Genomic DNA, 24,947 nt, shown 5'->3' with positions numbered 1-24,947 from the left:
AGCCGCACGCAATGCGCGAATTGAACGACGCCACCCCCGCCAAGCCCGATACCGGCGACCGTCTCGCCAAGGTCATAGCCCGCTCCGGGCTCTGCTCCCGCCGCGATGCCGAGGTGTGGATCACCGAGGGCCGCGTCGTGGTCAACGGCAAGAAGGTGATGACCCCCGCCTTCAACGTGACCGACCGCGACAAGGTTATGGTCGATGGCGCCCCGCTGGCCGCCCGCCAGGGCACCCGCGTCTGGCTTTATCACAAGCCCGCTGGCCTCGTGGTCACCGAGAAGGACCCTGAAGGCCGCGAGACCATTTTCGAGCATCTCGAAACCCATGGCCTGCCGCGCGTCGTTACCGTCGGCCGTCTCGACATCAATACCGAAGGCCTGCTGCTGCTCACCAATGATGGTGGCCTCAAGCGCGTGCTTGAACTACCCGCCACCGGCTGGCTGCGCCGCTATCGCGTGCGCGCCCATGGCTCGGTCACCCAGGCGGCGCTCGACAAGCTCAAGGACGGCATGGAAATCGACGGCGTCCGCTATGGCGCCATCGAAGCCACGCTGGAGCGCGAGCAGGGCGCCAATGTCTGGCTGGTCCTGGCCTTGCGCGAAGGCAAGAACCGCGAAGTCAAAAACGTGCTGGGCGCCCTCGGCCTAGAGGTCAACCGCCTGATACGCGTCAGCTATGGCCCCTTCCAGCTCGGCGACATTCCCGTCGGCGGCATCGAGACCATCAAGGCCAAGATGCTGCGCGACCAGCTCGGCAAGAAGCTCGCCGATGCGGCCGATGTCGACTTCGACAGCGAAATGCCTGAGCCGAGCGCGCTCGAAGGCAAGCCCACCCGTGATCGCCTCACCGGCCGCGGCACCAATACCGTGGAAATCGCCCGCCAGCGCTTCCGCTTTACCGATGGCGCCGAACAGACCGAGGAAGAGCGGCGCGCCGAACGGCCGCGCCAGGATCGCCCCGGTCGCTTCGACTCCCGCAAACCCACCGGCAAGCGGCTCGATCCGCGCGACGAAGAAGAGGCGCCACCCCCGCGCCATATCCATTTTGATGAGGACGGCCGTGCGCCGGAAGAATTTGTGAAAAAGAACCTCGGCAAGGCCACGACCTGGCGCGATCCTGATGATCAGTCCGCTGCCACCTATGGCAAGAAGGCGCCCCCGCGCGCCGCCGGCGGCGGCAAGCCGGGCGACAAGAAGCCCTTCGCCGACAAGAAGCCCTATGGCGACAAGAAGCCATACGGCGATAAGAAACCCTATGGCGACAAGCCCGCCTTTGCCGGCAAGAAGCCTTACGGTGACAAGCCTGCTTATGCCGGCGATCGCAAACCCTATGGTGACAAGCCGGCCTATGCCGACAAGAAGCCCTATGGTGACAAGAAGGCCTTTGGCGACAAGCCCCGCGGTCCCCGTCGCGAAGACGGCGATCGTCCGGCCCGCCCCTATGGCGATCGTCCTGTCGGCACCCGTCCGGGCGCCAGCCGTCCCGGTGCTGGTCGTCCATCTGCCGAGCGTCCAGCCCGCGATTTCGGCGAGCGTCCCGCCCGCAGCTTCGAGCCGCGCACGAGGCCCGAAGGCGGTGCGCGTCCCCCGCGCGACCGTGAGTTCACCGGCACCCCGCGCGGCCCGCGCCGCGACGACGCTGCTGGGGGTCGCCCCGCCAATTTTGCGCCACGCACCCGTCCCGAGGGCGGTTCGCGGCCGCCGCGTGACCGCGAGTTCACCGGCACGCCACGCGGCCCGCGTCGTAGCGATGCCGGCGGTGGCGAACGCCCGGCCTTCGAGCCGCGTCTGCGTCCCGACAATGAGCGCGGCGCTGGCGCCGCCTTTACCGGCGAGGCCAAGCGTCCCGGCCGCAACTTCTCCGACAAGCCGGTCCGCGCCTATCGTCCGGAAGGCGATCGTCCGGTCTATGCCGATCGCGCCGAGCGTCCTTCCTATTCGGATCGGCCACGCCCCGCATCATCGCCGCGTCCTGACCGCGCTTCGCGCCCGGGTCGCGACAATCTCGGCTCCGAAGCCAAGACCTATGGCAAGCCCAAGATGCGTCCCGACGGCAAGCCCTATCCCAAGCGCGATGGCGCCGCGCCGCAGCGCGGTCCCAAGCCAGGCGGCTATGGCAAGCCCGGTGGCTTTGGCAAGCCAGGCGGGCGCCCCGCCGGTGGGGCAGGGCGCCCGGCCGGTGGTGGTCGTCCCTCTGGTGGCGCTGGCCGTCCGTCCTCGGGCGGTCGTCCGTCTGGAGGCGGTGGTCGCCCCGCGGCGCCGCGTCGTCCCAAGGCCTAAGCCATGCGGATCGTTGCCGGTAAGTTCAAGGGCAAGCAGTTGATCTCCCCGTCGGACGATTCCATTCGTCCGACGGCCGATCGGGTCCGCGAGTCCATGTTCAATATCCTGGCCTCGCGGCTGGGGCCGGTCTTCGAGGGCATCCGCGTGCTCGATCTGTTTGCCGGTACCGGCGCCCTCGGCTTTGAAGCCCTGTCGCGCGGCGCCGCCCACGCCACCTTTGTCGACATGGGCGCCGAGGCCCGGGGCCTGGTGCGCGATCACATCGAGGCCTTCGGCGTCGGCGGCATCACCAAACTGTTGCGTCGCGATGCCGTGGATCTGGGTCCCACCGGCACCTTCGGCAAGTTCGATCTGGTGTTTCTCGACCCGCCCTATGGCCAGGGTCTGGGCGAACTGGCTTTGGCAGGCCTCGCCAAAGGCGGCTGGCTCACCCCCGGCGCCACCCTCGTCTTTGAGGAAAGCGCCACGGCCGAGATCACCATCCCGGCACCCTTCATCCTCGACGACCGCCGCGTCTACGGCTCCGCCGCCGTGCAATTCTTGAGCTTTGGCGAGAGCCCGTAGCTCCCTAAGCCGCCGCCGCGACGCATGCTGCGCACTTGCCGCGGATCTCCATCGTCGTGCGCTCCACCTTGAAGCCCTTGGCGCCGGCCCATTCGCCCAGGCGCTCCTCGATCACCGCATCGGCAAACTCATCCACCTTGCCGCAATTGGCGCAGATGGCAAAGGCGATCAGCCCCTTGCGGTGGCAATGTTCGTCCGCACAGGCGACGAAGGCATTCAGCGATTCCAGCCGGTGCGCCAGGCCGCGTTCCACCAGTTTGTCGAGCGCGCGATAGACCTGCAGCGGCGCCCGCAGCCCGTCGCCGCGCAGCTTGTCGAGAATGTCATAGGCGCTCAGCGGCCCCACCGAATGGTTGAGCGCGCCCAGCACCAGTCCCTGATTGCGCGTCAGGTCGGTTGGTACGTCGTGACTATGCGCCATGGTGGTCTCTCCGCCCGAACAATCGCGTGACCGGCACGGTCAGCGACAGCAAAAATATAACAAGCGCCATCACCACGATAGAGGGGCCCGACGCGGTATCCCAGGTTCGTGACCCGAACAACCCGCCCACTACCGCAATGGCGCCGAGCACCGCCGCCACGCCGGCCATCATTTCCGGCGTCGCGCTCAGCCGCCGCGCCGTCGCTGCCGGAATGATCAGCAGCGAGGTGATCAGCAGCACGCCCACCAGCTTCATGGCGATGGCAATGACACTGGCCATCAGGATCATCAGCACCAGCCGGCTCGCCTCCGGCCGCAGCCCCTCGGCCTCGGCCAGTTCGGCGCTGACCGTTGAGGCCAGCAGCGGCCGCCAGGCCAGGATGAGAATGGTCAGGATGGCTACGCCGCCGCCATAGATGATGACGATGTCTTCCACCGATACGGCCAGGATATCGCCGAACAGGAAACCCATCAGATCGATGCGCACCGTGGTGAGGAATCCCACCAGCACCAGCCCCACCGCCAGCGTCGAATGGCTCAATATGCCCAGCAGCGCATCGGTCGACAGCGTCGCCTGCCGCTGCAGCACAATCAGTGCGCCGGCCACCAGCGCCGCCACGGCGAACACGCCCAGCGTCATGTTGATGGAGAGGATGATGCTGAGCGCCACGCCCAGCAGCGCCGAATGCGCCATGGTGTCGCCGAAATAGGCCATGCGTCGCCACACCACGAAACAACCCAGCGGTCCGGCCACCAGCGCCAGCCCCACGCCGGCAATCAGCGCGCGGGAAAAATAGTCACCGAACATGGTCGTGCCCCGCATGGTCATGATGATGATGCCCATCGTCAGCACCGATCACGCAGCCATCCTCATGATGCGCATGGTCGTGATGGTGCTCGTAGATGGCCAGCGTGCGCGCCGCTTCAGCGCCGAACAGCTTGAGATATTCCGGGCTTCGTTTGACCGCCGAGGGCGTGCCGGTGCAGCACACATGGCCGTTCAGGCAGATCACCGTATCGGTCTCCGCCATCACCACATGCAGGTCATGGCTGATCATCAATATGCCGCTATGCGTCGTGTCCCGGATCTGCCGGATCAGGTCGTAAAGCGCGATCTCGCCGGAAAAATCGACCCCCTGCACCGGCTCGTCCAGCACCAGCAGGTCCGGCTTGCGGATCATTGCCCGGGCAAACAGCACGCGCTGGAATTCCCCGCCCGACAGCTCCTGCACCGCTGCCCGGCGCAGCCGCGCCGCGCCCACGGCTTCGAGTGCCGCATCGATCTCGACGGCCGAAAACCGCCCGGTCAGCGTCATCAGCCGGTCCACCGTCAGCGGCAGGGTCCAGTCCACCGTCAGTTTCTGCGGCACATAGCCGATGCGCAGCCCCGGCTGCCGCGTCACGCTGCCTGTATCGGGCTTGAGCACGCCGGTCGCCAGCTTTGCCGTGGTGGATTTGCCCGAGCCGTTCGGCCCGATCAGCGTCACGATCTCGCCGCGCGCAATGGTCATGTCGACGCCGCTCACCAGCTGGCGCCCGCCGCGCGACACGCCGGCATTGCTCAGCGTAATCAGGATTTCCTTGTTAGCCCGCGCGTCCATAAACCAGTCCATCTATTGTTGGGGCTCCTGGCCGCAACACCGCCATGCGCTATCCACAGCCCCTTGACGACCGTTAATACGTTATAGCATAACACCGTCGCAAGCGTAATAACATTACATATGTCGCTCCCCACCCCATCGACAAGAGGTTCCGCCGATGAAACTGTTCGCCCCGCTCACCCTGCTGGCCACGGCGCTCCTCACCTCCACAGCCATCGCCACGCCCAATGTCGTGGCCTCCATCAAGCCCGTCCACTCCCTGGTGGCTGCCGTCATGGCCGGCGTCGGCGAGCCCACCCTCATCGTCAAGGGCTCCGCTTCGCCCCATACCTATGCCCTGCGCCCCTCCGATGCCGGCGCACTGGAATCGGCCGACATCGTCTTCTGGACCGGCCATGGCATGGAGCTCTTCCTCGCCGACGCCCTCGACACCCTGGCCACCCAAGCGCAAGTGGTCGAACTCGCCGACGCCCCCGGCATTACGCTGCTGCCTGTCCGCGAAGGCGGCGCCTTCGAGGCGCATATGCATGAAGGCGAGGAGCACGACCACAGCGGCGAAACCGCTGAAGAGCACGCTGCCCATGCCGACGCGGCTGAGCACACCGACCACGCCGCCGAAGAGGGCCATGACGACCACGAAGGCCATGACCATGACGAGCATGGCGAAGGCGACATGCATTTCTGGCTCGATCCGCAAAATGCCAAGTTGATGGTCGCCCAGATCGCCACCACCTTGGCCGCCGCCGATCCCGACAATGCGACAGCCTACCAGGCCAATGCCGCGGCCGAGCTGGTCAAGCTCGACGCGCTGCAGGCAGAACTCAGCACCACCCTGGCGCCAGTCGCCGACAAGCCCTTCATCGTCTTCCACGACGCCTACCAGTATTTTGAAAGCCGCTTCGGTCTCAATGTCGCCGGCTCGGTCACCGTCAGCCCCGAGGTGGCGCCCGGCGCCGCCCGCATTGACGAACTCAAGGCCAAGGTCGGCACGCTCGGCGCCACCTGCGTCTTTGCCGAACCCAATTTCGAACCCACCATCATCTCGGCCATCATCGAGGGCACGCCGGCCAAGGCTGGTGTTCTCGACCCCGAAGGCGGCGCCCTCACCGAAGGCCCCGACCTCTATCCCACCCTGCTGCGCGGCCTTGCCACCAGCCTGGTCGATTGCCTCGGCTAATGCGCTCTGCCAGCCCGGTCCGCCGGGCTGGCTATTTCAGCGGCCCCTTGAAGATGAAGAACGCCCCCAGCGCGATCATGCCGAAGCCGATGCCGTGGTTCCAGGTCAGCTTCTCGCCCAGGTAGAACACCGCAAACAGCACGAAGACCGACAGCGAGATCACCTCCTGGATGGTCTTGAGCTCGGCCCCCGAATAGACGCCATAGCCGATCCGGTTGGCCGGCACGGCCAGCCAATACTCGAAAAACGCAATGCCCCAGCTGATCAGCACCGCCGCCCACAACGCCGAGCCGGGCCATTTCAGGTGCCCGTACCAGGCAAAGGTCATGAACACATTGGATGCAAGCAGCAGCCCGATCGGGGCCAGCGTGGCAAAATTGAAGCCCAAGGCTTCCTCCTCAACAAACCGGTCAGCAGCCGGCGGCGCTATCTAGCCGGACTGTCTGCCCTCGGAAAGTCGGTTTCTTGCAGGTCTCGCCCGCTCAGCGGGTATGCTTGGTCTTCTGCTCGAGCCCGTAGAGGTCGTCATGCAGGCTGTCCATCCGCTCCTTGAGCGCGCTCTGGGCGTCATAGACCCCGCGATTGTAGTAATAGGCGCCCATCTTTTCCGCAAAGAACGCCATCAGCAGTTCAGCCGGTATGCTGCCGATCTCCTGGTCGAGTTCCTCGCGGAAATAATCCTTGATCTCCCCGACAATGGCCTTGGTTTCGTCCTTGCTGAACTTGATCGGTTTCATCGCGCGTCTCCTGGCTCTGTCCTGATCTAGCCCGAGTCGCCTGCCGCTGCCGGGCGGAAATCGCCGCCTTTGCGCCCCTCTCGGCTTGACGTCGGCCGCCTTTTCCGTGCAACGGCCGGCCAGACATTGCAGTCCGCGCCATTTGGTGGCACACCACTTCCCGTGTTGGTTCCCGAAGGCTCCGTGCCGGAAGGATACCCGGTTCAGGCGTTTGACGCGCTTGTGCTGGACTAAGGGAACACGGTGCGACGTACCCATCAGGGCGCAAGACCGTGGCTGCCCCCGCAACTGTAAGCGGTGCATTCCCCTCAATTGCCACTGGCAGCCAAGCTGCCGGGAAGGCGAGGGGCGTGGTGATCACCGCGAGCCAGGAGACCTGCCATCACACCATCCGGGCGCAGAGCCCTTAACCCTTTGCGCCGTCGGGTGGACGGCCAGGAGATGTCATGACGCAGACCCTATGCTGCCCCAATTCCGTCCTGCCCAGCTGCCGCCTTTGCGGGGTGCCGGCATGAGCAAGATTCCCACCACCGTCATCACCGGCTTTCTCGGCGCCGGCAAGACCACCCTCGTGCGCCACCTGCTGGCCCATGCCCCCAAGGGCAAGCGCATTGCCCTGATCATCAATGAGTTCGGCGATCTCGGCGTCGACAAGGATATCCTGGCCGGCTGTGGCGATGAAACCTGCCGCGAGGAGGACATGATCGAGCTCTCCAATGGCTGCATCTGCTGCACCGTGGCCGACGAGTTCATCCCCACCATGCAGGCTTTGCTGGCCCGCCCCGACAAGTTCGACCACATCATTATCGAGACCTCCGGCCTGGCTTTGCCCCAGCCGCTGATCCGCGCCTTCAACTGGCCCGAAATCAAGGCCCAGGTCACCATTGACGGCATCGTCACCGTCGCCGACGCCTCGGCTCTGGCCGAAGGCCGTTTTGCCAGCGACGAAGCGGCCGTCGACGCCCAGCGCCGCCAGGACGAAATGCTCGATCACGAGACGCCCTTGGGCGAACTGTTCGAGGATCAGCTTTCGGTGGCCGATCTGGTCGTCATCAACAAGGCCGATCTGCTCGACGCCGCCATGCTCGACAAGGTCGAGGCCAATATCCGCGCCGAACTGCGCCCCGGCGTCGGCGTCATCCGCGCCAGCAATGGCCATGTCGATATCACGGCTCTGCTCGGCCTGGGTATGGGCAGCGAGGACGATATTGCCAACCGCCCAAGCCATCACGAGCTTGAGCACGGCGGCCAGACGCACGAGCACGACGATTTCGACAGCTTCTCCATCCGCCTGCCGTCCATTGCCGGCAAGGATGAGCTGCTCGCCATCATCGAGGCCACCATCCGCGAGCATGACGTGCTGCGTCTCAAGGGCTTTGCCGCCGTTCCCGGCGCCAATGCCCGCCTCGCCATCCAGGCCGTCGGCCCCCGCGTCAGCGCCTATTTCGACCGCCCCTGGAAGACCGGCGAAAGCCGCGACACGGCTTTGGTTGTCATCGGCGAAAGCCCGCTCGACCGCGCCGCGATTACCGCCAGTCTGCAGCGAGCGCTCGCCGTCGCCGCATAATGCGCTCTTGCGTCGATCTGGCCTCCCTCGCGGGTGGTCAGGTCGGCGCCCAACCAAGGAAAAACCATGACCGAAATCACCAAGGACGCCAACGGCACCCAGCTCAATGACGGCGACGCCGTGACGCTGATCAAGGACCTCAAGGTCAAGGGCACCTCGGTGACGCTCAAGCGCGACACCCTGGTCAAGAATATCCGCCTGACCGGCGACACCGCCGAAATCGAGTGCAATGCCGAAAAGGTCAAGGGCCTGGTCCTGCGCACCGAGTTCGTCAAGAAGGCCTGATGACTGCCACCCCCGCCAGTGCCAGCGCCTTTCCGCTCGCCCGTTTCCTGACGGTCCTGCTGGCCGGCCCGCTGCTGGGCACGCTGGTCTTTATCACCGCCATTCTTGTCCCGGGCTGGCAGTTCGAGGCCGGCGCGCTGCCCTTTGAGCTGCTGCAGATGCTGGCCATCGGCTACCTCTTCGGCTTGACCCCGTCCGGCATTGCCGGGGCCTGTGCGGCGCTGTTTGCCACGCGCTTTGCCGGCCGCCGCGCCCAGTATATCGCGGCCATCCCGCTGGGCGCGCTGGCTGGCGTCGCGGGCATGTTCGTGGTGGTGCTGCAGCTGCAGGCCACCGACTATTTCGGCCTGCCATTCTATCTCATCTCGGCTCTGGCCGGCGCCCTGGCGCTGCCGGCCTGCACGTGGCTGTTTGATCGCCTCGTCGAACCCCGTCTGCGAAAGCGCCGCTGATGCACCTTCTCTCCGCCCAGGCCGGCGCCATCCAGCAGGAGGGCGAGGCCATCGATCTCAACCAGCGTCCCGGCGCGCTGGTCTTTGCCTCCTCGGCCGATAGCGAGCTGTCCATGCTGGCCGCGGCCGCCGACCGGGCAGGGGATGACGAACTGCGCCTCGCCAATACGCTGCGCCTCTCCAACAATCTCTCGGTCGATCTCTGGCTCGAGCAGACGGTGGCCCAGGCGCGCCTCGTCGTCCTCCGCCTCATTGGCGGCGCCGCCTATTTTCAATATGGCGTCGATGAACTGACCGCGCTTTGCGCCAACCGCAAGATCCCGCTTGTTCTGCTGCCCGGCGACACCAATCCCGATCCCATCCTGCAGTCCCGCTCCACCATTCACCCCGACGACTGGACCCGCCTGCACAGACTCTTCATCGCCGGCGGCCCGGATAATGCCGACACGATTTTGAGGGCGTTCCACGATTTGCAGCAGGCAGGTCAGGCGGGCTATGCCCGCTTGGCTTTGCCAGACCGCGAGCCCCGGCCCTTCGCCCGCTTCGGCCTCTGGTATCCCGGCAAGGGTGTGACGACGATCGAGGCCATGCGCGCCGGCCTGTGCGGCGCCTCGCGCCCATCCAAGCCGGCCCATATCCCGATCCTCTTTTACCGCGCCGCCCTCGAAGGCGCCGGCACCGCCACCATCGAGGCGCTGATCGCCGCGCTCGAAGCGCAGGGCCTCGCCCCGGTGCCCATTCTCGTCTCCTCGCTCAAGGAAGCCGCCTGTATCGCCTTCGTGCAGCAGGTGCTGGGCGCCGTCGCCCCCGCCGCCGTGCTCAACCTCACCGGCTTTGCCCTCGGCATCGATGGCCTCGACCCAGCCGCCAATCCCTTTGCCACCAGCGACGCCCCGGTCATCCAGCTGATCCAGGCCGGCCGCTCCGAAGGGCAGTGGCAGGCCGACAGCCAAGGCCTGTCCTCCAAGGACATGGCGATGTTCCTGGTCATGCCCGAAATCGACGGACGTCTTGGCGGCCTCATCGTCGGCCATCGCGCCGATGCCGTCTGGCACGAGCGCTGTCAGATCCCGCTCACCGCCTATGCCCCCGATTATAGCGGCATCGCCCGCGCCGCCAGCCTCGCTGCCAACTGGGCCCGTCTCCGCACCTCCTCGCGCGCCGACCGAAAGATCGCTTTGGTCCTCGCCAACTACCCCATCCGCGACGGGCGCCTGGCCAACGGCGTCGGCTACGACGCGCCGGAATCCACGGTTAAAATCCTCCATGCGCTCCAGGACGCCGGCTACGCCGTCGGCGACCCTCTCCCGCTTGCGGGGGAGGGGGACCACGCGAAGCGTGGTGGAGGGGGGAGTCAGGCACGTGATCCCTCGATTGCATCTGGCAATACCCTCATCGACCGCCTCCAATCTGGCCCCACCAATGCCCATCCGCAGCGCGGCACGTCCCCCGCCACGCTGACCCTATCCCGCTACGCCACCCTCTTCGCCACGCTCCCCGAAAAAATCCAGGCCGAGGTCACCGCCCGCTGGGGCGATCCCGCTACCGATCCCTTCGTCCGCGGCGATACCTTCCATCTGCCGGCGCTGATCTTTGGCAATGTGGCCATCCTGATCCAGCCCGCCCGCGGCTATCAGCTCGACGAGACGCTGAGCTATCACGATCCGGCTCTGGTGCCGCCCCACGCCTACATCGCCGCCTATCTCTGGCTGCGCCACGATTTTGGCGCTCATGCCCTGATCCACAATGGCAAGCATGGCACGCTCGAATGGCTGCCCGGCAAGGCCATGGCGCTCGACGCGCTGAGCTATCCCGACGCACTCTGGGGCCAGCTGCCCCATCTCTATCCCTTCATCGTCAACGACCCCGGCGAGGGCACCCAGGCCAAGCGCCGCACCGGCGCCGTCATCATCGATCATCTGGTGCCGCCGCTGACCAGGGCCGAGACCTATGGCCCGCTCAAGGACCTCGAAGCCCTGCTCGACGAATATTATGCCGCTTCCGGCATGGACCGCCGCCGTCTCGCCGACCTTAAACGCCGCATTCTCGATTTCACTCGCGACAGCCGCCTCGATCGCGATATCGGCCTGCCCGAGGACGAGACCGCGGCTTTGCTCAAGATCGACAACTTTCTCTGCGACCTCAAGGAAGCCCAGATCCGCGATGGCCTGCACATATTCGGCCAGTCGCCCCAGGACGACCTCGAGCGCGATCTCATCGTCGCCCTCGCCCGGGTACCGCGCGGCGACGCGCCCGGGGATAACTCGCTGATCCGTGCCCTGGCCGATGATCTCAAGCTGGGCATCGACCCGCTGACGGCCAAACTGGGTGATCCATGGTCCGGACCCGCCATTCCCCAGTCATCATGCGTTCATACTGGTGACCAAATGGCGGCGGCGCGCAGCCTTGGCGACGTGGTCGAACAGCTCGAAGCCATCGCTGCCGACCTGGTCGGGCATAAATCTGTCCCCGCTGCCGGCTGGACCGCCACGCGCGCTGTCCTCGCCACGGTCGAAACCCTTATCCGCCCCCGCCTCGCCGCCTCGGGCCCCGCCGAAATCCGGGCCCTCCTCGATGGTCTGGACGGCAAATTCATCGCCCCCGGTCCCTCCGGCGCCCCCTCGCGTGGCCGCCTTGACGTGCTGCCCACCGGCCGGAATTTCTTCTCGCTCGACAACCGCGCCGTGCCCACGCCCACCGCCTGGCAACTCGGCCAGAAGTCCGCCGAAAGCCTGGTCCTGCGGCATTATCAGGATCATGGGCACAGCCTGCGTTCGGTCGCCCTCTCGGTCTGGGGCACCGCCAATATGCGCACTGGCGGCGACGATATCGCCCAGGCCCTGGCGCTGATCGGCGCCCGCCCGACCTGGGATCCCGGCTCGCTGCGCGTCTCGGGCTATGAGATCATCCCGCTACCCAAGCTCGGCCGCCCGCGCGTCGACGTCACCCTGCGCATTTCCGGCTTTTTCCGCGACGCCTTCCCGGCCCAGATAGCCCTGTTCGACCGCGCCATCCGCGCCATCGGCGCGCTCGATGAACCCACAGACGACAATCCCATAGCCGCCCGCATGCGCACCGACGCGCTCGGCCTGATGGCCCAGGGACAGTCGCAGGACGAGGCCGGCCTTGCCGCCGGTCACCGGATTTTCGGATCAAAACCAGGCACTTATGGCGCCGGCCTCAACGCGCTGATCGATAATGGCAATTGGACGAGCAAGGCCGATCTGGCCAGTCAGGCGCTCGATTGGGGCCAATATGCCTATGGCGCCCAGGCCGCCGGCACCCCCGAGCGCGCCCGCTTCGCCGCCCGCCTCTCCGACATTGATGCCGTCGTCCACAACCAGGACAATCGTGAGCATGACCTGCTCGATTCAGACAATTACTACCAGTTCGAGGGTGGCCTTTCCGCCGCCGCCGAGAGCCTGACCGGGCTCAAGCCGGCCGCCTATCACAATGATCATTCCCGCCCCGAGCGGCCGCTTATCCGCACGCTGGAAGAAGAAATATCCCACGTCATGCGCTCCCGCGTGGTCAACCCGAAATGGCTCAATGGCGTCAGGCGCCACGGCTATCGCGGCGCCTTCGAGATCATCGCCACCGTCGATTTCATGTTCGCCTTCGCCGCCACCACCGGCGCCGTCAAGACCCACCATTTCGACCTTGCCTTCGAGGCCTTCATCGAGGACGACGCCACCCGGGACTTTATCCAGGGCGCCAACCGCTATGGCTATGACGAGCTCCTCGCCAAGTTCAACGAGGCCCGCCAGCGCGGCCTCTGGTCCCCCCGCTCCAACGCAGCCTATGCCCTGCTCGAGGACACCCCATGACCGACTTACCCCCCATCAAGCCCGCCAAGAAGACCGACCTCATGACCGAGGCCGAGCGCGATGCTTATCACGCTGAAAAAATGAAGAAAAAACGCGAGGCCAGAAACAAAATCCTCGCGACAAAAACCCAGGAAAAGGGCCTGCTCATCGTCCATACCGGCAAGGGCAAGGGCAAGTCCACCGCCGCTTTCGGTATGGTTTTCAGGGCCTTAGGTCATGGCTTCAAGGTCGGCGTGGTCCAGTTCGTCAAGGGCGTCTGGGAAACCGGCGAGCGCGATGTGCTCATGAAATTCCCGGACCTCGTGACCATCAACGCCATGGGCGAGGGCTTCACCTGGGACGTCGCCGACCGCCAGCGCGACCTCGCCGCCGCCCGCAAGGCCTGGGACCAGGCCAAGAGCCTCATCTCGGACCCCAGCTACAAGATGGTGCTGCTCGATGAGCTCAATATTGTGCTGCGCTACGACTATCTGCCGATCGAGGAAGTAGTTGATTTCCTTAAAAATAAGCCCGCCGATACCCATGTGATCGTCACCGGCCGCAATGCCAAGGACGAGATGATCGAGATCGCCGATCTGGTCACCGAAATGACTGAGATCAAGCACCACTTCCGCTCGGGCGTCAAAGCCCAGCTCGGCATCGAATTCTAGCAGGTCGCGCCGTGTAAAGACGCCACCAGCTGCTCGACGACCGGGTCCATCTCGACCCGGTCGCGCAGGCCATACTCCACCCGGAAGGCGGCATAGCTCTGCCCGTCGCACAGCAGGATCATGCGCTGATAGAGGATCTGGCCGCCCGCCACGGATGACCAGCTGGCCCAGCGCGGCGTCACCGCCTGATAGGTCTGATTCCAGCCCTCTGCGGCGTCCTGGGCCATACGCATCGTGACTTCGCCAGCAAAATCATCGACAGGACCGCCCCAGACGCTCAGCCCGATGGCCCGTCCCGGCCAGGCGAAATGCTGCCCGTCACCATTCTCGCTCTCGCGCTGGCCAGCAAAGCCGGCCGGCACGCTGAGGCTGTAGCCGAAGCGGGCATTGTCATAGCGCTCGCCGTCCTGCGCCAAAGCGGGGCCGGTCAGCAAGGCAAGGATGATGAGAACGAGGATGCGCATCAGCAGACTCTGCCGTCTCCACGCACTGGCGGCAAGCCTTAGAGCACCACGATGCCGGTATGCTTGGCTTTTTCTTCCGGCTCGACATGGATGGTGATCTGCACATCCTCCACCGCGTCGCGCAACTTGGTCTCGATCTGGTCGCAGATGGCGTGGGCGGCATCCACCGTCATGGCCCCGGGCACCACCAGGTGGAAATCGATGAACGTCATCTTGCCGGCCTGCCTGGTGCGGATGTCATGCGCTTCGATGGCGCCGTCCGCATTGATGGCAATGACCTCGCGGATCACGTTCTGCTTGTCCTTGGGCACCGCCACATCCATCAGGCCGCCCACGCTGTCGCGGATGACGCCCCAGCCGGACCAGAGGATGTTGAGCGCTACGAGGATGGCCAGGATCGGGTCGAGCACGGCCCAGCCGGTGAGCACCACCAGCGTCAGTCCGGCCAGTACGCCGATGGTGGAGACCACGTCGGTCATCAGATGCTTGCCATCCGCCTCCAGCGCCGGCGAGCGCACCTTGCGACCATAGGCGGTCAGCATGCGGGCCCAGACGATATTGACGGCCGTGGCCGCCATGCTGATCGCCAGCCCCTGCATCGGCGCCTCGGGCAGGACCGGGTCGACAAAGCCCAGCACCGCCTCGCGGATGATCAGGATGGCCGCCACGATGATCATCACGCCCACCACCACGGCGGAGAAATACTCCGCCTTGTGATAGCCATAGGGCATGCCGGCATCGGCTGGCCGCTGCGCCAGCCGCACCGCGATCAGCGCGACAATGGCGGTGACGACGTTGATGATCGATTCCAGGGCATCGGAATAGAGGGCCACCGAGCCGGTGACATACCAGGCCAGCAGCTTGAGCCCGAGCACGACGAGCCCGACCAGCAGGCTGGTGGCCGCCACGACCATGGTTCGGTTTGCGGTGAAGTTCATTGGCGGGGCCCCTGACATATGGATCAGGCCCATAACCCCAAGCCAAACCTCGTGCAAGCCGTTGAATTTGCAAATCATTTTCAGAAGCATTCCGATCTGGCTCCATATCTCGCCAAGCCATTGATTGACCACGGGCTTCTCCCCGCCTAGAACGGAAAAATGCGCAGAGTTCCCCCGACGGAACTGAAACAGAGTCCGGTGCGGTCGACCCAAATCGGGGACCTAGTCCGGAGCTGCAACGGTCTTGAGCGAACCTGCCTCTTGCTGTGAGAGGCGATGATGACGACCAGTCCAGGGGCAAGAGCCCCACAACAGAGTTTTGTCGCCGGCATGGGCTTTGCCTCGGCGGCCAGCGCGGACGAGCTCATTGCGCTGCTGCGGGCCAGCATGGCTGAGTCGGGTCTCCATACCGATCAGCTGGTCGCCATCGGCACCCACAGGCGCCGGCAGACCAGCCCGCTGCTGCTACCACTCGCTCTACATTTTGCCGTGCCGCTGCGCCTGTTCGACGAGGATGACCTGTGCAGCGCCGGTCCCGGTCTGGCCGAAGCGGTGGCATCGCTGGCCGGCCCCCTGCATCTCTCCCGGCGCCAGTCGGCCTTCGCCACCTGCGCCCTGGCGCGCTGCGCCCCCGGCTTCAGTCTCGACGCCTTTGGTCAGCCGTTCAGTTCCAGCGCCTTGATGGCATCCTCGACGCTGCTCACCTCGATTGCCGCACCATAGGCGGGGCGGGCGATCATGATCACCTTGACCCCGAGCCGCCGGGCCGCTTCCAGCTTGGCCATGGTCTGCCCGCCACCCGAATTCTTGGTGATGAGATGAGTGATCCTCTCGCGCTCGAGCAGGCCCATCTCGTCTTCCAGCCCATAGGGCGGGCGGCGCTGCAGCAACCTGGCATGCGCCGGCACGGGCAGGGCCGGGGCCTCGATCAGCCGCACGACGAAGCGACAATCGCTGCGCTCGAAAAATGCCTCAAGGCCCGTATGGCCCGTGGTCAGCAGCACGTCGGCGCCCCCGGGCAGCATGGCGGCGGCTTCGGCTGCGCTCTCGACAATGCTCCAGTCCGCCCCCTCGTTCTGCGTCCACGCCGGCCGCATCAGCCGCACCAGCCTCACGCCGCTGTCCTGCGCCGCCACCACGGCGTTGCGGGAAATCGTCCCGGCATAGGGATGGGTGGCGTCCACCAGCCGCGCGATGCCGGCGCTGCGCAGATAGGTACCCAACCCACTGGCGCCACCAAAGCCGCCGACCCGCACCGCGCCCGCAGGCAGGATCGGCGCCTGCGTGCGCCCGGCCAGCGAAGTGGTCACGGCCTGGCCCAGCGCCACCAGGCGATTGGCCAGGTCGCGCGCCTCCGACGTGCCGCCCAGGATCAGGATGTTCATGCTCTTGCGATCTCGCTTCATCGTCATTGTGCCCCCATGCCATGGCCGTCTCAAGAGGTCACGCCCTGATGTTCGGCTGGACCCGTAAACCCCGTCGGCAAGCTCACTTCGCCGCTCTCGATCACGCTGACTTTCCGCCGTTGCAGCCCGGCACGGTCTGGCTGGTCGGCGCCGGTCCCGGCGGGCCGGGTCTCGTCTCGCTGCTCGCCTATCACGCGCTCGGCCAGGCCGATGTCATCGTCCATGACGCGCTGGTCTCGCCTGAACTCCTGGCCATGGCCCCGGCCCATATCGAGCGCGTCTTTGCCGGCAAGCGCGGCGGCAAGCCCTCGCCCAAACAGGCCGATATCTCCCTGCAGCTCATCGCCCTGGCCAAGGCCGGCAAACGCGTGCTGCGCCTTAAGGGCGGCGATCCCTATATGTTCGGCCGCGGCGGCGAAGAGGCCGGCGCTTTGGCTGCGGCGGGCGTGCCCTTCCGCATCGTGCCGGGCATTTCCGCCGGGCTGGGCGGCCTCGCCTATGCCGGCATCCCGGTCACCCATCGCGATACCAATCAGGCGGTGCTCTTCCTCACCGGCCATGACGAGACCGGCGCCGTGCCGCATGGCGTCAACTGGCCCGCCGTGGCCGAGGCCGCCCCGGTCATCGTCATGTTCATGGCGGTCAAGCATCTGGGCTCGATTGCGCAAAAGCTGCTGGCCGCCGGTCGCTCTGGCGATGAGCGCCTCGCCATCGTCTCGCACGCCGCCACGCCGCACCAGTCCGTCATTGAAACCACCTTGGCAGAGGCCGGCAGCCTGACCGACGTGCCGACCCCGGCCATTGTCGTGATCGGCCCGGTCAGCCAGTATCGCGACTCGCTCGACTGGTATGTCGGGGAAATGCGGGGACACATTTTTGGCTAAAGGCATCGTCATCGCCGCGCCCCGCTCGGGCTCGGGCAAGACCGTCATCACGCTTGGCCTGCTCGCCGCCCTGCGTCGCCAGGGCGTTGTCGTCGCGCCCGCCAAGACCGGGCCGGACTATATCGACCCCACCTTCCTCAGCCGCGCTGCCTTGCGCGACGCCGTCAATCTCGACCCCTGGTCGATGAGCCCGCGCCGCATCAAGCAGCTGGCCGCCATGCAGGCCACCGGCGCCGATCTGCTGCTGGTCGAAGGCGTCATGGGCCTCTTTGACGGCGCGGCCGACGGCTATGGCTCCACCGCCGACCTCGCCGAACTGCTCGAGCTACCCGTGGTCATGGTGGTCGATGCCGATCGCCAGAGCCAGTCGGTGGCGCCGCTGGTGGCCGGCTTCGCCAATTGGCGTGTCGGCGTCCGCGTTGCCGGCGTGATCCTCAATCGCGTCGCTTCCACCAAGCACGAACGCATGCTGACTGATGCCCTGGCCGCCACCGGCATCCCCTGCCTTGGCGCCATTCCGCGCAACCCGGCCCTGGTCCTGCCCGAGCGGCATCTCGGCTTGGTCCTGCCGGGCGAAGTCAGTGCCTTTGCCGGCTTTCTCGACGAGGCCGCCACCGCGCTGGGCGACTATGTCGATCTCGCCCGCTTCCAGGCCATCGCCGCCCCGTTGGCCGACAGCGACACCGACACGCCGGGCCTTGCTCCGCTCGGCCAGCGCATCGCCATTGCCCGCGACGATGCCTTCGCCTTTGCCTATCCGCATTTGCTCGACGGCTGGCGCGCCATGGGCGCCGAGCTGAATTTCTTCTCGCCGCTCGCCGACGAGGGACCCGCCGCCGATGCCGACGCTGTCTTCCTGCCCGGCGGCTATCCCGAACTGCATGCCGCCACCCTGGCCGCCGCTAGCGCCTTCAAGACCGGCCTCCTCGCCGCCCGCGACCGCAACGCGCTGATCTATGGCGAATGCGGTGGCTTCATGGTGCTGGGCGAGGCGCTGGTCGACAAGGCGGGCACCAGCCACGCCATGGCTGGCCTCCTGCCGGTCACCACCCGCATCGATCGCCCCAAACGCATCCTCGGCTACCGCCGCCTCGTGCAGTCGGGCGATCTGCCCTGGCCATCACATCTGAACGGCCACGAATTCCACTATTCCTCCGCCAAGCAGTCGCGCCTGCCCCCTTTGTTTGCTGCCACCGATGCACGCGGCGATGCCATGCCGCCCATGGGCGCTGTCATCGGTCGCGTCATGGGATCATACGCCCACGTGGTGGATCGGGGATAATATGGCTAGGGCACTGATGTTCATGGGCACCGGGTCGGATGTCGGCAAGTCGATGATCGTTGCCGGCCTGTGCCGCGCCCTGGCCAATCGCGGGCTCAAGGTCGCCCCGTTCAAGCCGCAGAACATGAGCAACAATGCCGCCGTCACCGTTGACGGCGGCGAGATCGGCCGCGCCCAGGCCTTGCAGGCCCGTGCCGCCCGTCGCGAACCGTTCACCGCCATGAACCCGGTCCTGCTCAAGCCTGAGCAGGAAACCGGCGCCCAGGTCGTGGTGCGCGGCCAGCGTCGCGCCTCGATGACCGCGCGCTCCTACTGGGCCGAGCGCGGCAAGCTCATGCCCGAGGTTTTGGCGGCCTTTCATGAGCTGGCGGCAGACGTGGATATCGTCATCGTCGAGGGCGCCGGCAGCGCCTCCGAGGTCAATCTGCGGTCCAATGACATTGCCAATTTCGGCTTTGCCCAGGCCGCCGGCGTGCCGGTCGTGCTGGTGGGCGATATTCAACGCGGCGGCGTCATCGCGTCGGTGGTCGGCACATTCGCGGTCATCGACCCGGCCGATGCGGGCCTGATCCGCGCCAGCCTGATCAACAAGTTCCAGGGTGATCCGAGCCTGTTTGTAGCGGGGATAGAGTTCATCGCCGCGCGTACCGGTATGCCCTGTTTCGGCCCGGTTCCCTGGTTCGACCAGGCCAGCAAACTGCCCGCCGAGGACGTGCTGGCCCTTGCGGATTATGCCACCGGCAAGGCCGGCGCCTTCACCATCGCCGTGCCGCAACTGCCGCGTATCGCCAATTTCGACGATCTCGATCCGCTGCGGGCCGAGCCGGGGGTGAGCCTGGTACTGGTGCAGCCGGGTGAGGCCATCCCGCGCCATGCCGATCTCGTCATCCTGCCCGGTTCCAAGGCCACGCGCAGTGACCTGGCCGCCCTGCGCGCCAATGGCTGGGACATCGACATCGCCGCCCATTATCGGGCCGGGGGCAAGATCCTGGGCATTTGCGGCGGCTACCAGATGCTGGGCCGCTCCATTGCCGACCCCGAGGGGATAGAAGGCGCGCCGGGTACCAGCGCGGGCCTGGGTCTCCTGGACATTGAAACCGTGCTCACCCCGGTCAAGCAGCTGCGCGTGGAGCAGGCCATTCACCTGGCCTCGGGCACCGCCATTGCCGGCTATCACATGCATATGGGCACTAGCATGGGATTCGATCTCTCACGACCGTTTGCCCGAATTGGTGAACATAATGAGGGTGCGGTCAGTAGCAATGGACGCGTGTCCGGGACCTACCTGCATGGACTGTTTGCCGCCGACGCTTTCCGCCAGGCGATCCTGGGCAATGTCGCCGCGCCTGATTTCGCCTATGAGGCCAGCATCGAGCAGACACTGGACGCCCTCGCCGCCCATCTCGAACACCATCTCGATCTCGACACCCTGCTCGGGCTCGCCCAAACGATCAGGTCACCTTGATGCACGTCTTCATCGCACCCCTCGCGCTGCTGCTCGAACGCTGGCTGGGTTATCCTCCCTTTATCCTCGCCCGCATCGGCCATCCGGTCATGTGGATGGGCAATCTGCTGAGCTGGCTCGAGGCGCGCCTCTACCGCGCCGGGCAGACAGCGCAGCAGCGGCGTCGGCGCGGCATTGTGGCGATGCTCCTGCTCTGCGGCGTTACCCTGGTTATCGCGGTGATGATACAGCAGCTCCTGCGCCTCATTCCCTTGGGCTTTGTGGTCGAAGCCGTGCTGGCCACTTCCTTTCTGGCGCAAAAGGAACTCGGCCGTGCCGTGCAGGCGGTGGCCGATGCGCTGCTGACCTCGCTTGAAGCCGGCCGCGACATGGTCAGCCACATTGTCGGCCGCGATCCCCAGCACCTCGATACGGCCGGCGTCTCCCGCGCCGCCATCGAAACCCTGGCCGAAAGCACGTCGGACGGCGTGGTCGCCCCCTGGTTCTGGCTGGTCCTGCTCGGCCTGCCGGGCATCGCCCTCTACAAGGCCATCAATACCGCCGACTCGATGATCGGCCACAAGAATGAGCGCTATATCGACTTCGGCTGGGCTGCCGCCCGGCTCGACGATCTGGTCAACCTGCTGCCGGCCCGGCTCACTGCAGTGCTCATCACCATGGCCTGCTTCTTCGTGCCCGGGGCCAGTCCCAGCAAGGCCTGGCAGGCCGCCATGCGCGATGCGGGCAAGCACCGCTCGCCCAATTCCGGCTGGCCCGAGGCCGCCTTTGCCGGCGCCTTGGGCTTCTCGCTAGGTGGACCCAGAAGCTATGATGGCGAAGTCGTCGACCTGCCGACCATGGGGCGGGGCACGTCCACCCTCGGCCCCTACCACATTTCCCGCGCCCTCGACCTCTACCGCATGACCCTGACCGTGCTGGCGGTGGTCAGCGTGCTGCTGGCCATGGCGCTGCTGTCGGGCCGCTGAGGCTTTACTGCGTCAGCCCCATTGTCGGGATCGGCGGCTCGCCCTTGAGCGTCATCGGCAGGCCGGCAATCACGAAATAGACATCGTCGCAGATCTCGGCCAGCCGCTGATGCGCGCTGCCCGCCAGGTCGCGGAAGGTTCGGGCCATGGCATTGTCCGGCACGATGCCCAGCCCCACCTCATTGCTGACCATGATGATCCGGGTCTGCTGCAGCTGGCCCAGCGTCTCACCCAGCTTCTCGACCTGGTGGGAGACATTCTCACCAGCGATCAGCAGGTTGGTGATCCATAGCGTCAGGCAGTCGATCAGGATCACGTCATGGCTCTTGGCCGCCTTGATCAGGGTCCGCGACAGCGCCAGCGGCTCCTCGATGGTGGCGAACTGCCCGGCGCGCCCGGCCTGGTGGCTGGCCACCCGGTCGCGCATCTCGCCATCGAGCACTTCGGCCGTCGCCAGATAGGCCGGCGTGCTGCCGCTGCGCAGCGCCAGGCTTTCACCAAAGGCGGTCTTGCCCGATCGGGCGCCACCCAGCACCAGCACATGTCGTGTCATCTTCGGCCTCCATCTGTTCGTCGCCGCGATATTGCAGCAAAATCGCCCGCATAGAACCATCGGTTTGCCACGCGCAGGCAAGCCATGCGGCCCGAGCCCTTGGCAGGGACATTTTCTGGCTTATCCTACTTTCGTCTTAGCAGCTTTCGCACTATGGTCCGCGCCGAAACGACCCCCTAGAATCCTCTTGCTGAAGTCGGAGACTGTGAGCGTGACCAGATACTATCTTGGCGTTGATGGCGGCGGTACCAATTGCCGCGTGCGTCTGGCCGATGAAAATCTGGTGACCCTTGCCGAGGTCCGCAATGGCCGCTCCAACCTGCAGATCGACGACGGTGAACCGGCCTACAAGGCCATTCTCGATGGCACGCGCGATGCCTTCGCCGCTGCCAGCCTCGATTATGCTGAAACCGCCAATACCTATGCCTGCTTCGGCATGGCCGGTGGCCGCATGGACAGCGCCCGCGACGAGTTCGCTGCCCGCGCCTGGCCCTTTGCCGGGGTCAAGGTCTATGACGATATCGATATCGCCCATGCCGGCGCCCTGGGCGGCGAAGAGGGTGCGGTCATCATCGTCGGCACCGGCTCGGCCGCCCTGGCAGTGGTCGATGGCCAGCGCCACCAGGCCGGCGGTTGGGGCTTCCAGATCGGCGACCAGATGAGCGGCGCCATCCTGGGGCGCGAACTTGTGCGTTATGCGGTGGAGGCCGAAGACGGCCTGGTCGCGGCCTCGCCGCTGACCCGCGCGGTCATCGCCGCCCTGGGCGGCAACAACCAGGGTGTGATGACCTGGTCCTTCGCCACCGACATGGACCTCAAGATCATCAGCCGCGACGGCTCCGAGGGATGCGACGACGTGTTGATCGGCCGCGCGCCCGCCGAATATGGCAAGCTGATGCCGCTGTTCATCGAGCATCTCGAACAGGGCGATCCGGTGGCCCAGAAACTGCTCGAACTGCAGCTGGGCTATATCGAAACCTATGTGCAATGGTTCAAGGCGCGCAATGCCAGGGTCATGGCCATTGTCGGCGGCTTCGGCCAGCGGCTCTTTCCCCTCCTGCAGCAGCGCTATGGCACCTTCGTCATGCTGCCGCGCTTCGAGCCGCTGCATGGCGCGGTGATCCTCGCCAGGCAGAATTTCTCGTGACCCGACCGACAAACCAGGGACTTATTCCAGTGTCCAGCCGCATCATTCCCGTTCAGCCCTTCGACTATGTGGTCTTTGGCGCCACCGGCGACCTGACCAAGCGCAAGCTGATCCCGGCGCTGTATCACCGCTTCATGGATGGTCAGTTCGACGAGACCAGCCGCATCATCGGCGTCTCGCGCACCAAGCTGAGCGACGCCGAATTCCAGGAACTGGCGCGCGATGCCGTCACCGAGTTCGTCGAAGAGGAATATCACCACAAGGCGACCGTGGACCGCTTCGTCAAGATATTCTCCTACATCATCAACGACGTCAGCAATCCGGCCGGCTGGGGCGATATCAAGAAGGCCCTGCGCGACGATCCCAAGATCATCCGCGCCTTCTACCTGGCCGTGGCGCCTGACCTGTTCGAGCCCATCGCCGAGCAGCTGTCCAAGACCAAGGTCTATCGTCGCGATTCCCGCGTGGTGATCGAAAAGCCGCTCGGCCATGACCTGGCCTCGTCGATGGAAATCAACGATGGCGTGGCCAAGATCTTCAAGGAAGATCAGGTCTACCGTATCGACCACTATCTCGGCAAAGAGACGGTGCAGAACCTCTTGGCCCTGCGCTTTGCCAACACCATGTTCGAGCCGATCTGGAACTCCGCCCATATCGACCACGTCCAGCTCACGGTGGCCGAGAGCGTCGGCGCCGGCACGCGCGGCTATTACGACGAATCCGGCGCCCTGCGCGACATGATCCAGAATCACATGCTGCAGCTGCTGTGCCTGGTGGCCATGGAGCCGCCGGCGAGCGACGATGCCGATGCGCTGCGCGACGAAAAGCTCAAGGTGTTGCGCTCGCTCAAGCCCATCACCAATGGCGACGTGTCCAGAAACACCGTCCGCGGCCAGTATAAGGGCGTCAGCTCGGAGACCACCTCGGTGGCCAGCTACCAGGACGAGCTGCCCGCCGACAAGAAGGGCAGTCGCACCGAGACCTTTGTCGCCCTCAAGGTCGAGATCGAAAACTGGCGCTGGGCCGGCGTGCCCTTCTATTTCCGCACAGGCAAGCGCATGGCCAGCCGCGTCTCGGAAATCTGCATCCAGTTCAAGCCGATCCCGCACTCGATTTTCGATCATGCCGAGGGCGCGCCCAAGGCCAACAAGCTGATCATCCGCCTGCAGCCCGGCGAGGGCGTCAAGATGATGATGATGATCAAGGATCCGGGCCCGGGCGGCATGCGCCTGCGCGAAGTGCCGCTCAATCTGAGCTTTGCCGATACCTTCACCGAGCGCACGCCGGAAGCCTATGAGCGCCTGCTGCTTGATGTCATCCGCGGCAGCCAGACCCTGTTCATGCGCCGCGACGAACTCGAGGCCGCCTGGAAGTGGGTCGATCCGATCCGCGAGGCCTGGGAGCGCGCTTCCGAGCCGCCACAGTCCTATGTCGCCGGCACGTGGGGTCCCAGCGGTTCCTATGCCCTGATCGAACGCGACGGCCGCACCTGGTATGAGGGCGAAGACTAAATGACCCAGCCCGTGCTCGAGCGCCGCAGCTTTGCCGACAAGCCGACTTTGGCCATGGAACTGGCCGAGGCCGTAGCCGACCGCATTCGCACCGCGATCGCCGAACGCGGCGAGGCCGCCATCGCCGTCAGCGGTGGCTCCACCCCGGGCCGCTTCTTCCTCAATCTGGGCAAGACCAAGGATATCGACTGGTCCAAGGTTATCGTCACCCTGGTCGACGAGCGCTGGGTCGACGAGACCAGCGAGCGCTCCAATGCGTTGCTGGTCAATGAACGCATGCTGCAGGGTCCCGCCGCCGTGGCCCGCTTCTTCCCGCTCTATTCGGGCGGCGACGAACCCGACGCGGCCGCTGTCGGCCGCACCAATGCTCTTTTGGCCGGCCTGCCCGAGCAGTTTGCCGCCGTGGTGCTGGGCATGGGCAACGATGGCCATACGGCCTCTTTCTTCCCCGGCGGCGACACGCTGGACCAGGCGCTGACCGCTGAGGGTCCGACCCTCGCCATCCGCGCGCCGGGCGCGGGCGAACCGCGCATCACCTTTACCCTGCCGCGACTCCTCCGCGCGGATGGGCTGTACCTTCATATCGAGGGGGAGGAAAAGGCCGCCGTGCTGGACGCTGCTTTGGGGGATGGTCCGGTCGCGGACATGCCCATTCGCGCCGTCCTGCGCTCCGGTCACGCCGTCAATGTCTACTGGTGCCCCTAAGTCCCCTCAGCGCTCCCCAATCGACCGCTCTGGCCACGAAGGGCTCCAGCTAAACCAGGAG

General features: G+C 65.7%; 25 protein-coding genes and 1 riboswitch. Of the genes, 16 read left to right on the top strand and 9 right to left on the bottom strand.

The features are described 5' to 3' along the window. Nucleotides 1-11 precede the first annotated feature (11 nt). Both AC4NN3_RS17500 and rsmD read left to right on the top strand, forming a co-directional pair. Nucleotides 12-2,282 carry a pseudouridine synthase gene (locus AC4NN3_RS17500; protein WP_491928368.1) on the top strand — a complete coding sequence of 757 codons (2,271 nt, stop codon included), beginning with the start codon at nt 12-14 and terminating at the stop codon, nt 2,280-2,282. Between the two features lie 3 nt (nt 2,283-2,285). After that, the gene (gene rsmD, locus AC4NN3_RS17495) at nt 2,286-2,849 is read left to right on the top strand and encodes a 16S rRNA (guanine(966)-N(2))-methyltransferase RsmD (RefSeq protein WP_491928367.1); all 564 of its coding nucleotides are present in this window, start codon (nt 2,286-2,288) and stop codon (nt 2,847-2,849) included. 4 nt (nt 2,850-2,853) lie between these two features. On the opposite strand, the gene AC4NN3_RS17490 is transcribed toward rsmD, so the two are convergent. The 3 genes from AC4NN3_RS17490 to AC4NN3_RS17480 are packed head-to-tail and all read right to left on the bottom strand — an operon-like array spanning nt 2,854 to nt 4,883. Next, nucleotides 2,854-3,270, bottom strand: a complete 417-nt coding sequence (locus tag AC4NN3_RS17490) for a Fur family transcriptional regulator (protein ID WP_491928366.1) — start codon at nt 3,268-3,270, stop codon at nt 2,854-2,856. Further along, complete coding sequence (locus tag AC4NN3_RS17485) at nt 3,260-4,078, bottom strand: metal ABC transporter permease (RefSeq protein WP_491928429.1); 819 nt, start codon at nt 4,076-4,078, stop codon at nt 3,260-3,262. The genes AC4NN3_RS17490 and AC4NN3_RS17485 overlap by 11 nt, the downstream gene beginning before the upstream one ends. Further along, the gene (locus tag AC4NN3_RS17480; protein ID WP_491928365.1) at nt 4,068-4,883 is read right to left on the bottom strand and encodes an ATP-binding cassette domain-containing protein; all 816 of its coding nucleotides are present in this window, start codon (nt 4,881-4,883) and stop codon (nt 4,068-4,070) included. Before AC4NN3_RS17480 ends, AC4NN3_RS17485 begins: the two co-directional genes overlap by 11 nt. Before the next feature lie 145 nt (nt 4,884-5,028). Here AC4NN3_RS17480 and AC4NN3_RS17475 point away from each other — a divergent pair, with 145 nt between their 5' ends. Beyond that, nucleotides 5,029-6,048 (top strand): zinc ABC transporter substrate-binding protein, encoded by a 1,020-nt coding sequence (locus tag AC4NN3_RS17475; RefSeq protein ID WP_491928364.1) that lies wholly within the window; start codon nt 5,029-5,031, stop codon nt 6,046-6,048. A 31-nt stretch (nt 6,049-6,079) separates the two neighbouring features. Here AC4NN3_RS17475 and AC4NN3_RS17470 read toward each other — a convergent pair whose 3' ends face one another. Further along, nucleotides 6,080-6,436, bottom strand: coding sequence for a DMT family protein (locus tag AC4NN3_RS17470; protein ID WP_491928363.1), 357 nt, complete (start codon nt 6,434-6,436; stop codon nt 6,080-6,082). 94 nt (nt 6,437-6,530) lie between these two features. Beyond that, entirely contained in the window at nt 6,531-6,785 is a 255-nt protein-coding gene (locus tag AC4NN3_RS17465) for a DUF2164 domain-containing protein (RefSeq protein ID WP_491928362.1), read from the bottom strand. Nucleotides 6,786-6,985: 200 nt separating this feature from the next. Beyond that, nucleotides 6,986-7,166, top strand: a riboswitch (cobalamin riboswitch). 130 nt (nt 7,167-7,296) lie between these two features. Here AC4NN3_RS17465 and cobW point away from each other — a divergent pair. The 5 genes from cobW (at nt 7,297) to cobO (ending at nt 13,566) form a co-directional block, all read left to right on the top strand. Further along, complete coding sequence (gene cobW, locus AC4NN3_RS17460; protein ID WP_491928361.1) at nt 7,297-8,352, top strand: cobalamin biosynthesis protein CobW; 1,056 nt, start codon at nt 7,297-7,299, stop codon at nt 8,350-8,352. A 66-nt stretch (nt 8,353-8,418) separates the two neighbouring features. Further along, nucleotides 8,419-8,637: an alkylphosphonate utilization protein gene (locus AC4NN3_RS17455; protein WP_491928360.1), complete on the top strand. Its 219-nt coding sequence runs from the start codon at nt 8,419-8,421 to the stop codon at nt 8,635-8,637. After that, nucleotides 8,637-9,089 carry a hypothetical protein gene (locus tag AC4NN3_RS17450; RefSeq protein WP_491928359.1) on the top strand — a complete coding sequence of 151 codons (453 nt, stop codon included), beginning with the start codon at nt 8,637-8,639 and terminating at the stop codon, nt 9,087-9,089. The genes AC4NN3_RS17455 and AC4NN3_RS17450 overlap by 1 nt, the downstream gene beginning before the upstream one ends. Continuing rightward, nucleotides 9,089-12,916, top strand: coding sequence for a cobaltochelatase subunit CobN (gene cobN, locus AC4NN3_RS17445; protein ID WP_491928358.1), 3,828 nt, complete (start codon nt 9,089-9,091; stop codon nt 12,914-12,916). The genes AC4NN3_RS17450 and cobN overlap by 1 nt, the downstream gene beginning before the upstream one ends. Nucleotides 12,917-12,957: 41 nt before the next feature. Beyond that, entirely contained in the window at nt 12,958-13,566 is a 609-nt protein-coding gene (gene cobO / locus AC4NN3_RS17440) for a cob(I)yrinic acid a,c-diamide adenosyltransferase (protein ID WP_491928357.1), read from the top strand. Here the strand turns inward: cobO and AC4NN3_RS17435 are convergent. Continuing rightward, nucleotides 13,563-14,030, bottom strand: a complete 468-nt coding sequence (locus AC4NN3_RS17435; protein ID WP_491928356.1) for a hypothetical protein — start codon at nt 14,028-14,030, stop codon at nt 13,563-13,565. The two genes, cobO and AC4NN3_RS17435, sit on opposite strands and share 4 nt — an antisense overlap. A 38-nt stretch (nt 14,031-14,068) precedes the next feature. Next, complete coding sequence (locus AC4NN3_RS17430; RefSeq protein WP_491928355.1) at nt 14,069-14,968, bottom strand: cation diffusion facilitator family transporter; 900 nt, start codon at nt 14,966-14,968, stop codon at nt 14,069-14,071. Nucleotides 14,969-15,247: 279 nt separating this feature from the next. On the opposite strand from AC4NN3_RS17430, the gene AC4NN3_RS17425 reads away from it, so the two are divergent. Then, nucleotides 15,248-15,691, top strand: a complete 444-nt coding sequence (locus AC4NN3_RS17425) for a cobalamin biosynthesis protein (RefSeq protein WP_491928354.1) — start codon at nt 15,248-15,250, stop codon at nt 15,689-15,691. On the opposite strand, the gene AC4NN3_RS17420 is transcribed toward AC4NN3_RS17425, so the two are convergent. Next, complete coding sequence (locus AC4NN3_RS17420; protein ID WP_491928353.1) at nt 15,625-16,353, bottom strand: cobalt-precorrin-6A reductase; 729 nt, start codon at nt 16,351-16,353, stop codon at nt 15,625-15,627. The two genes, AC4NN3_RS17425 and AC4NN3_RS17420, sit on opposite strands and share 67 nt — an antisense overlap. 68 nt (nt 16,354-16,421) lie before the next feature. Here AC4NN3_RS17420 and cobA point away from each other — a divergent pair, with 68 nt between their 5' ends. The 4 genes from cobA to cbiB are packed head-to-tail and all read left to right on the top strand — an operon-like array spanning nt 16,422 to nt 20,970. After that, the gene (gene cobA, locus AC4NN3_RS17415; protein WP_491928352.1) at nt 16,422-17,258 is read left to right on the top strand and encodes a uroporphyrinogen-III C-methyltransferase; all 837 of its coding nucleotides are present in this window, start codon (nt 16,422-16,424) and stop codon (nt 17,256-17,258) included. Then, the gene (locus AC4NN3_RS17410) at nt 17,224-18,540 is read left to right on the top strand and encodes a cobyrinic acid a,c-diamide synthase CobB (protein WP_491928351.1); all 1,317 of its coding nucleotides are present in this window, start codon (nt 17,224-17,226) and stop codon (nt 18,538-18,540) included. Before cobA ends, AC4NN3_RS17410 begins: the two co-directional genes overlap by 35 nt. 1 nt (nt 18,541) lies before the next feature. Beyond that, the gene (locus AC4NN3_RS17405) at nt 18,542-20,005 is read left to right on the top strand and encodes a cobyric acid synthase (RefSeq protein WP_491928350.1); all 1,464 of its coding nucleotides are present in this window, start codon (nt 18,542-18,544) and stop codon (nt 20,003-20,005) included. Further along, entirely contained in the window at nt 20,005-20,970 is a 966-nt protein-coding gene (cbiB, locus tag AC4NN3_RS17400) for an adenosylcobinamide-phosphate synthase CbiB (protein WP_491928349.1), read from the top strand. Before AC4NN3_RS17405 ends, cbiB begins: the two co-directional genes overlap by 1 nt. A gap of 4 nt (nt 20,971-20,974) precedes the next feature. Here the strand turns inward: cbiB and cobU are convergent, their stop codons facing one another. After that, nucleotides 20,975-21,523: a bifunctional adenosylcobinamide kinase/adenosylcobinamide-phosphate guanylyltransferase gene (gene cobU / locus AC4NN3_RS17395; protein ID WP_491928348.1), complete on the bottom strand. Its 549-nt coding sequence runs from the start codon at nt 21,521-21,523 to the stop codon at nt 20,975-20,977. A gap of 211 nt (nt 21,524-21,734) precedes the next feature. Here cobU and AC4NN3_RS17390 point away from each other — a divergent pair, with 211 nt between their 5' ends. The 3 genes from AC4NN3_RS17390 to pgl are packed head-to-tail and all read left to right on the top strand — an operon-like array spanning nt 21,735 to nt 24,886. Beyond that, nucleotides 21,735-22,670, top strand: a complete 936-nt coding sequence (locus AC4NN3_RS17390; protein WP_491928347.1) for a glucosamine kinase nucleotide-binding domain-containing protein — start codon at nt 21,735-21,737, stop codon at nt 22,668-22,670. Between the two features lie 29 nt (nt 22,671-22,699). Then, nucleotides 22,700-24,181 carry a glucose-6-phosphate dehydrogenase gene (gene zwf / locus AC4NN3_RS17385; RefSeq protein WP_491928346.1) on the top strand — a complete coding sequence of 494 codons (1,482 nt, stop codon included), beginning with the start codon at nt 22,700-22,702 and terminating at the stop codon, nt 24,179-24,181. Beyond that, nucleotides 24,182-24,886, top strand: coding sequence for a 6-phosphogluconolactonase (pgl, locus tag AC4NN3_RS17380; protein WP_491928345.1), 705 nt, complete (start codon nt 24,182-24,184; stop codon nt 24,884-24,886). The last annotated feature ends 61 nt before the right edge of the window (nt 24,887-24,947 follow it).

The sequence above is a fragment of the Devosia sp. MDV22-iso42 genome (assembly GCF_058629155.1).
This window is presented reverse-complemented; position numbering and strand designations above follow the sequence as displayed.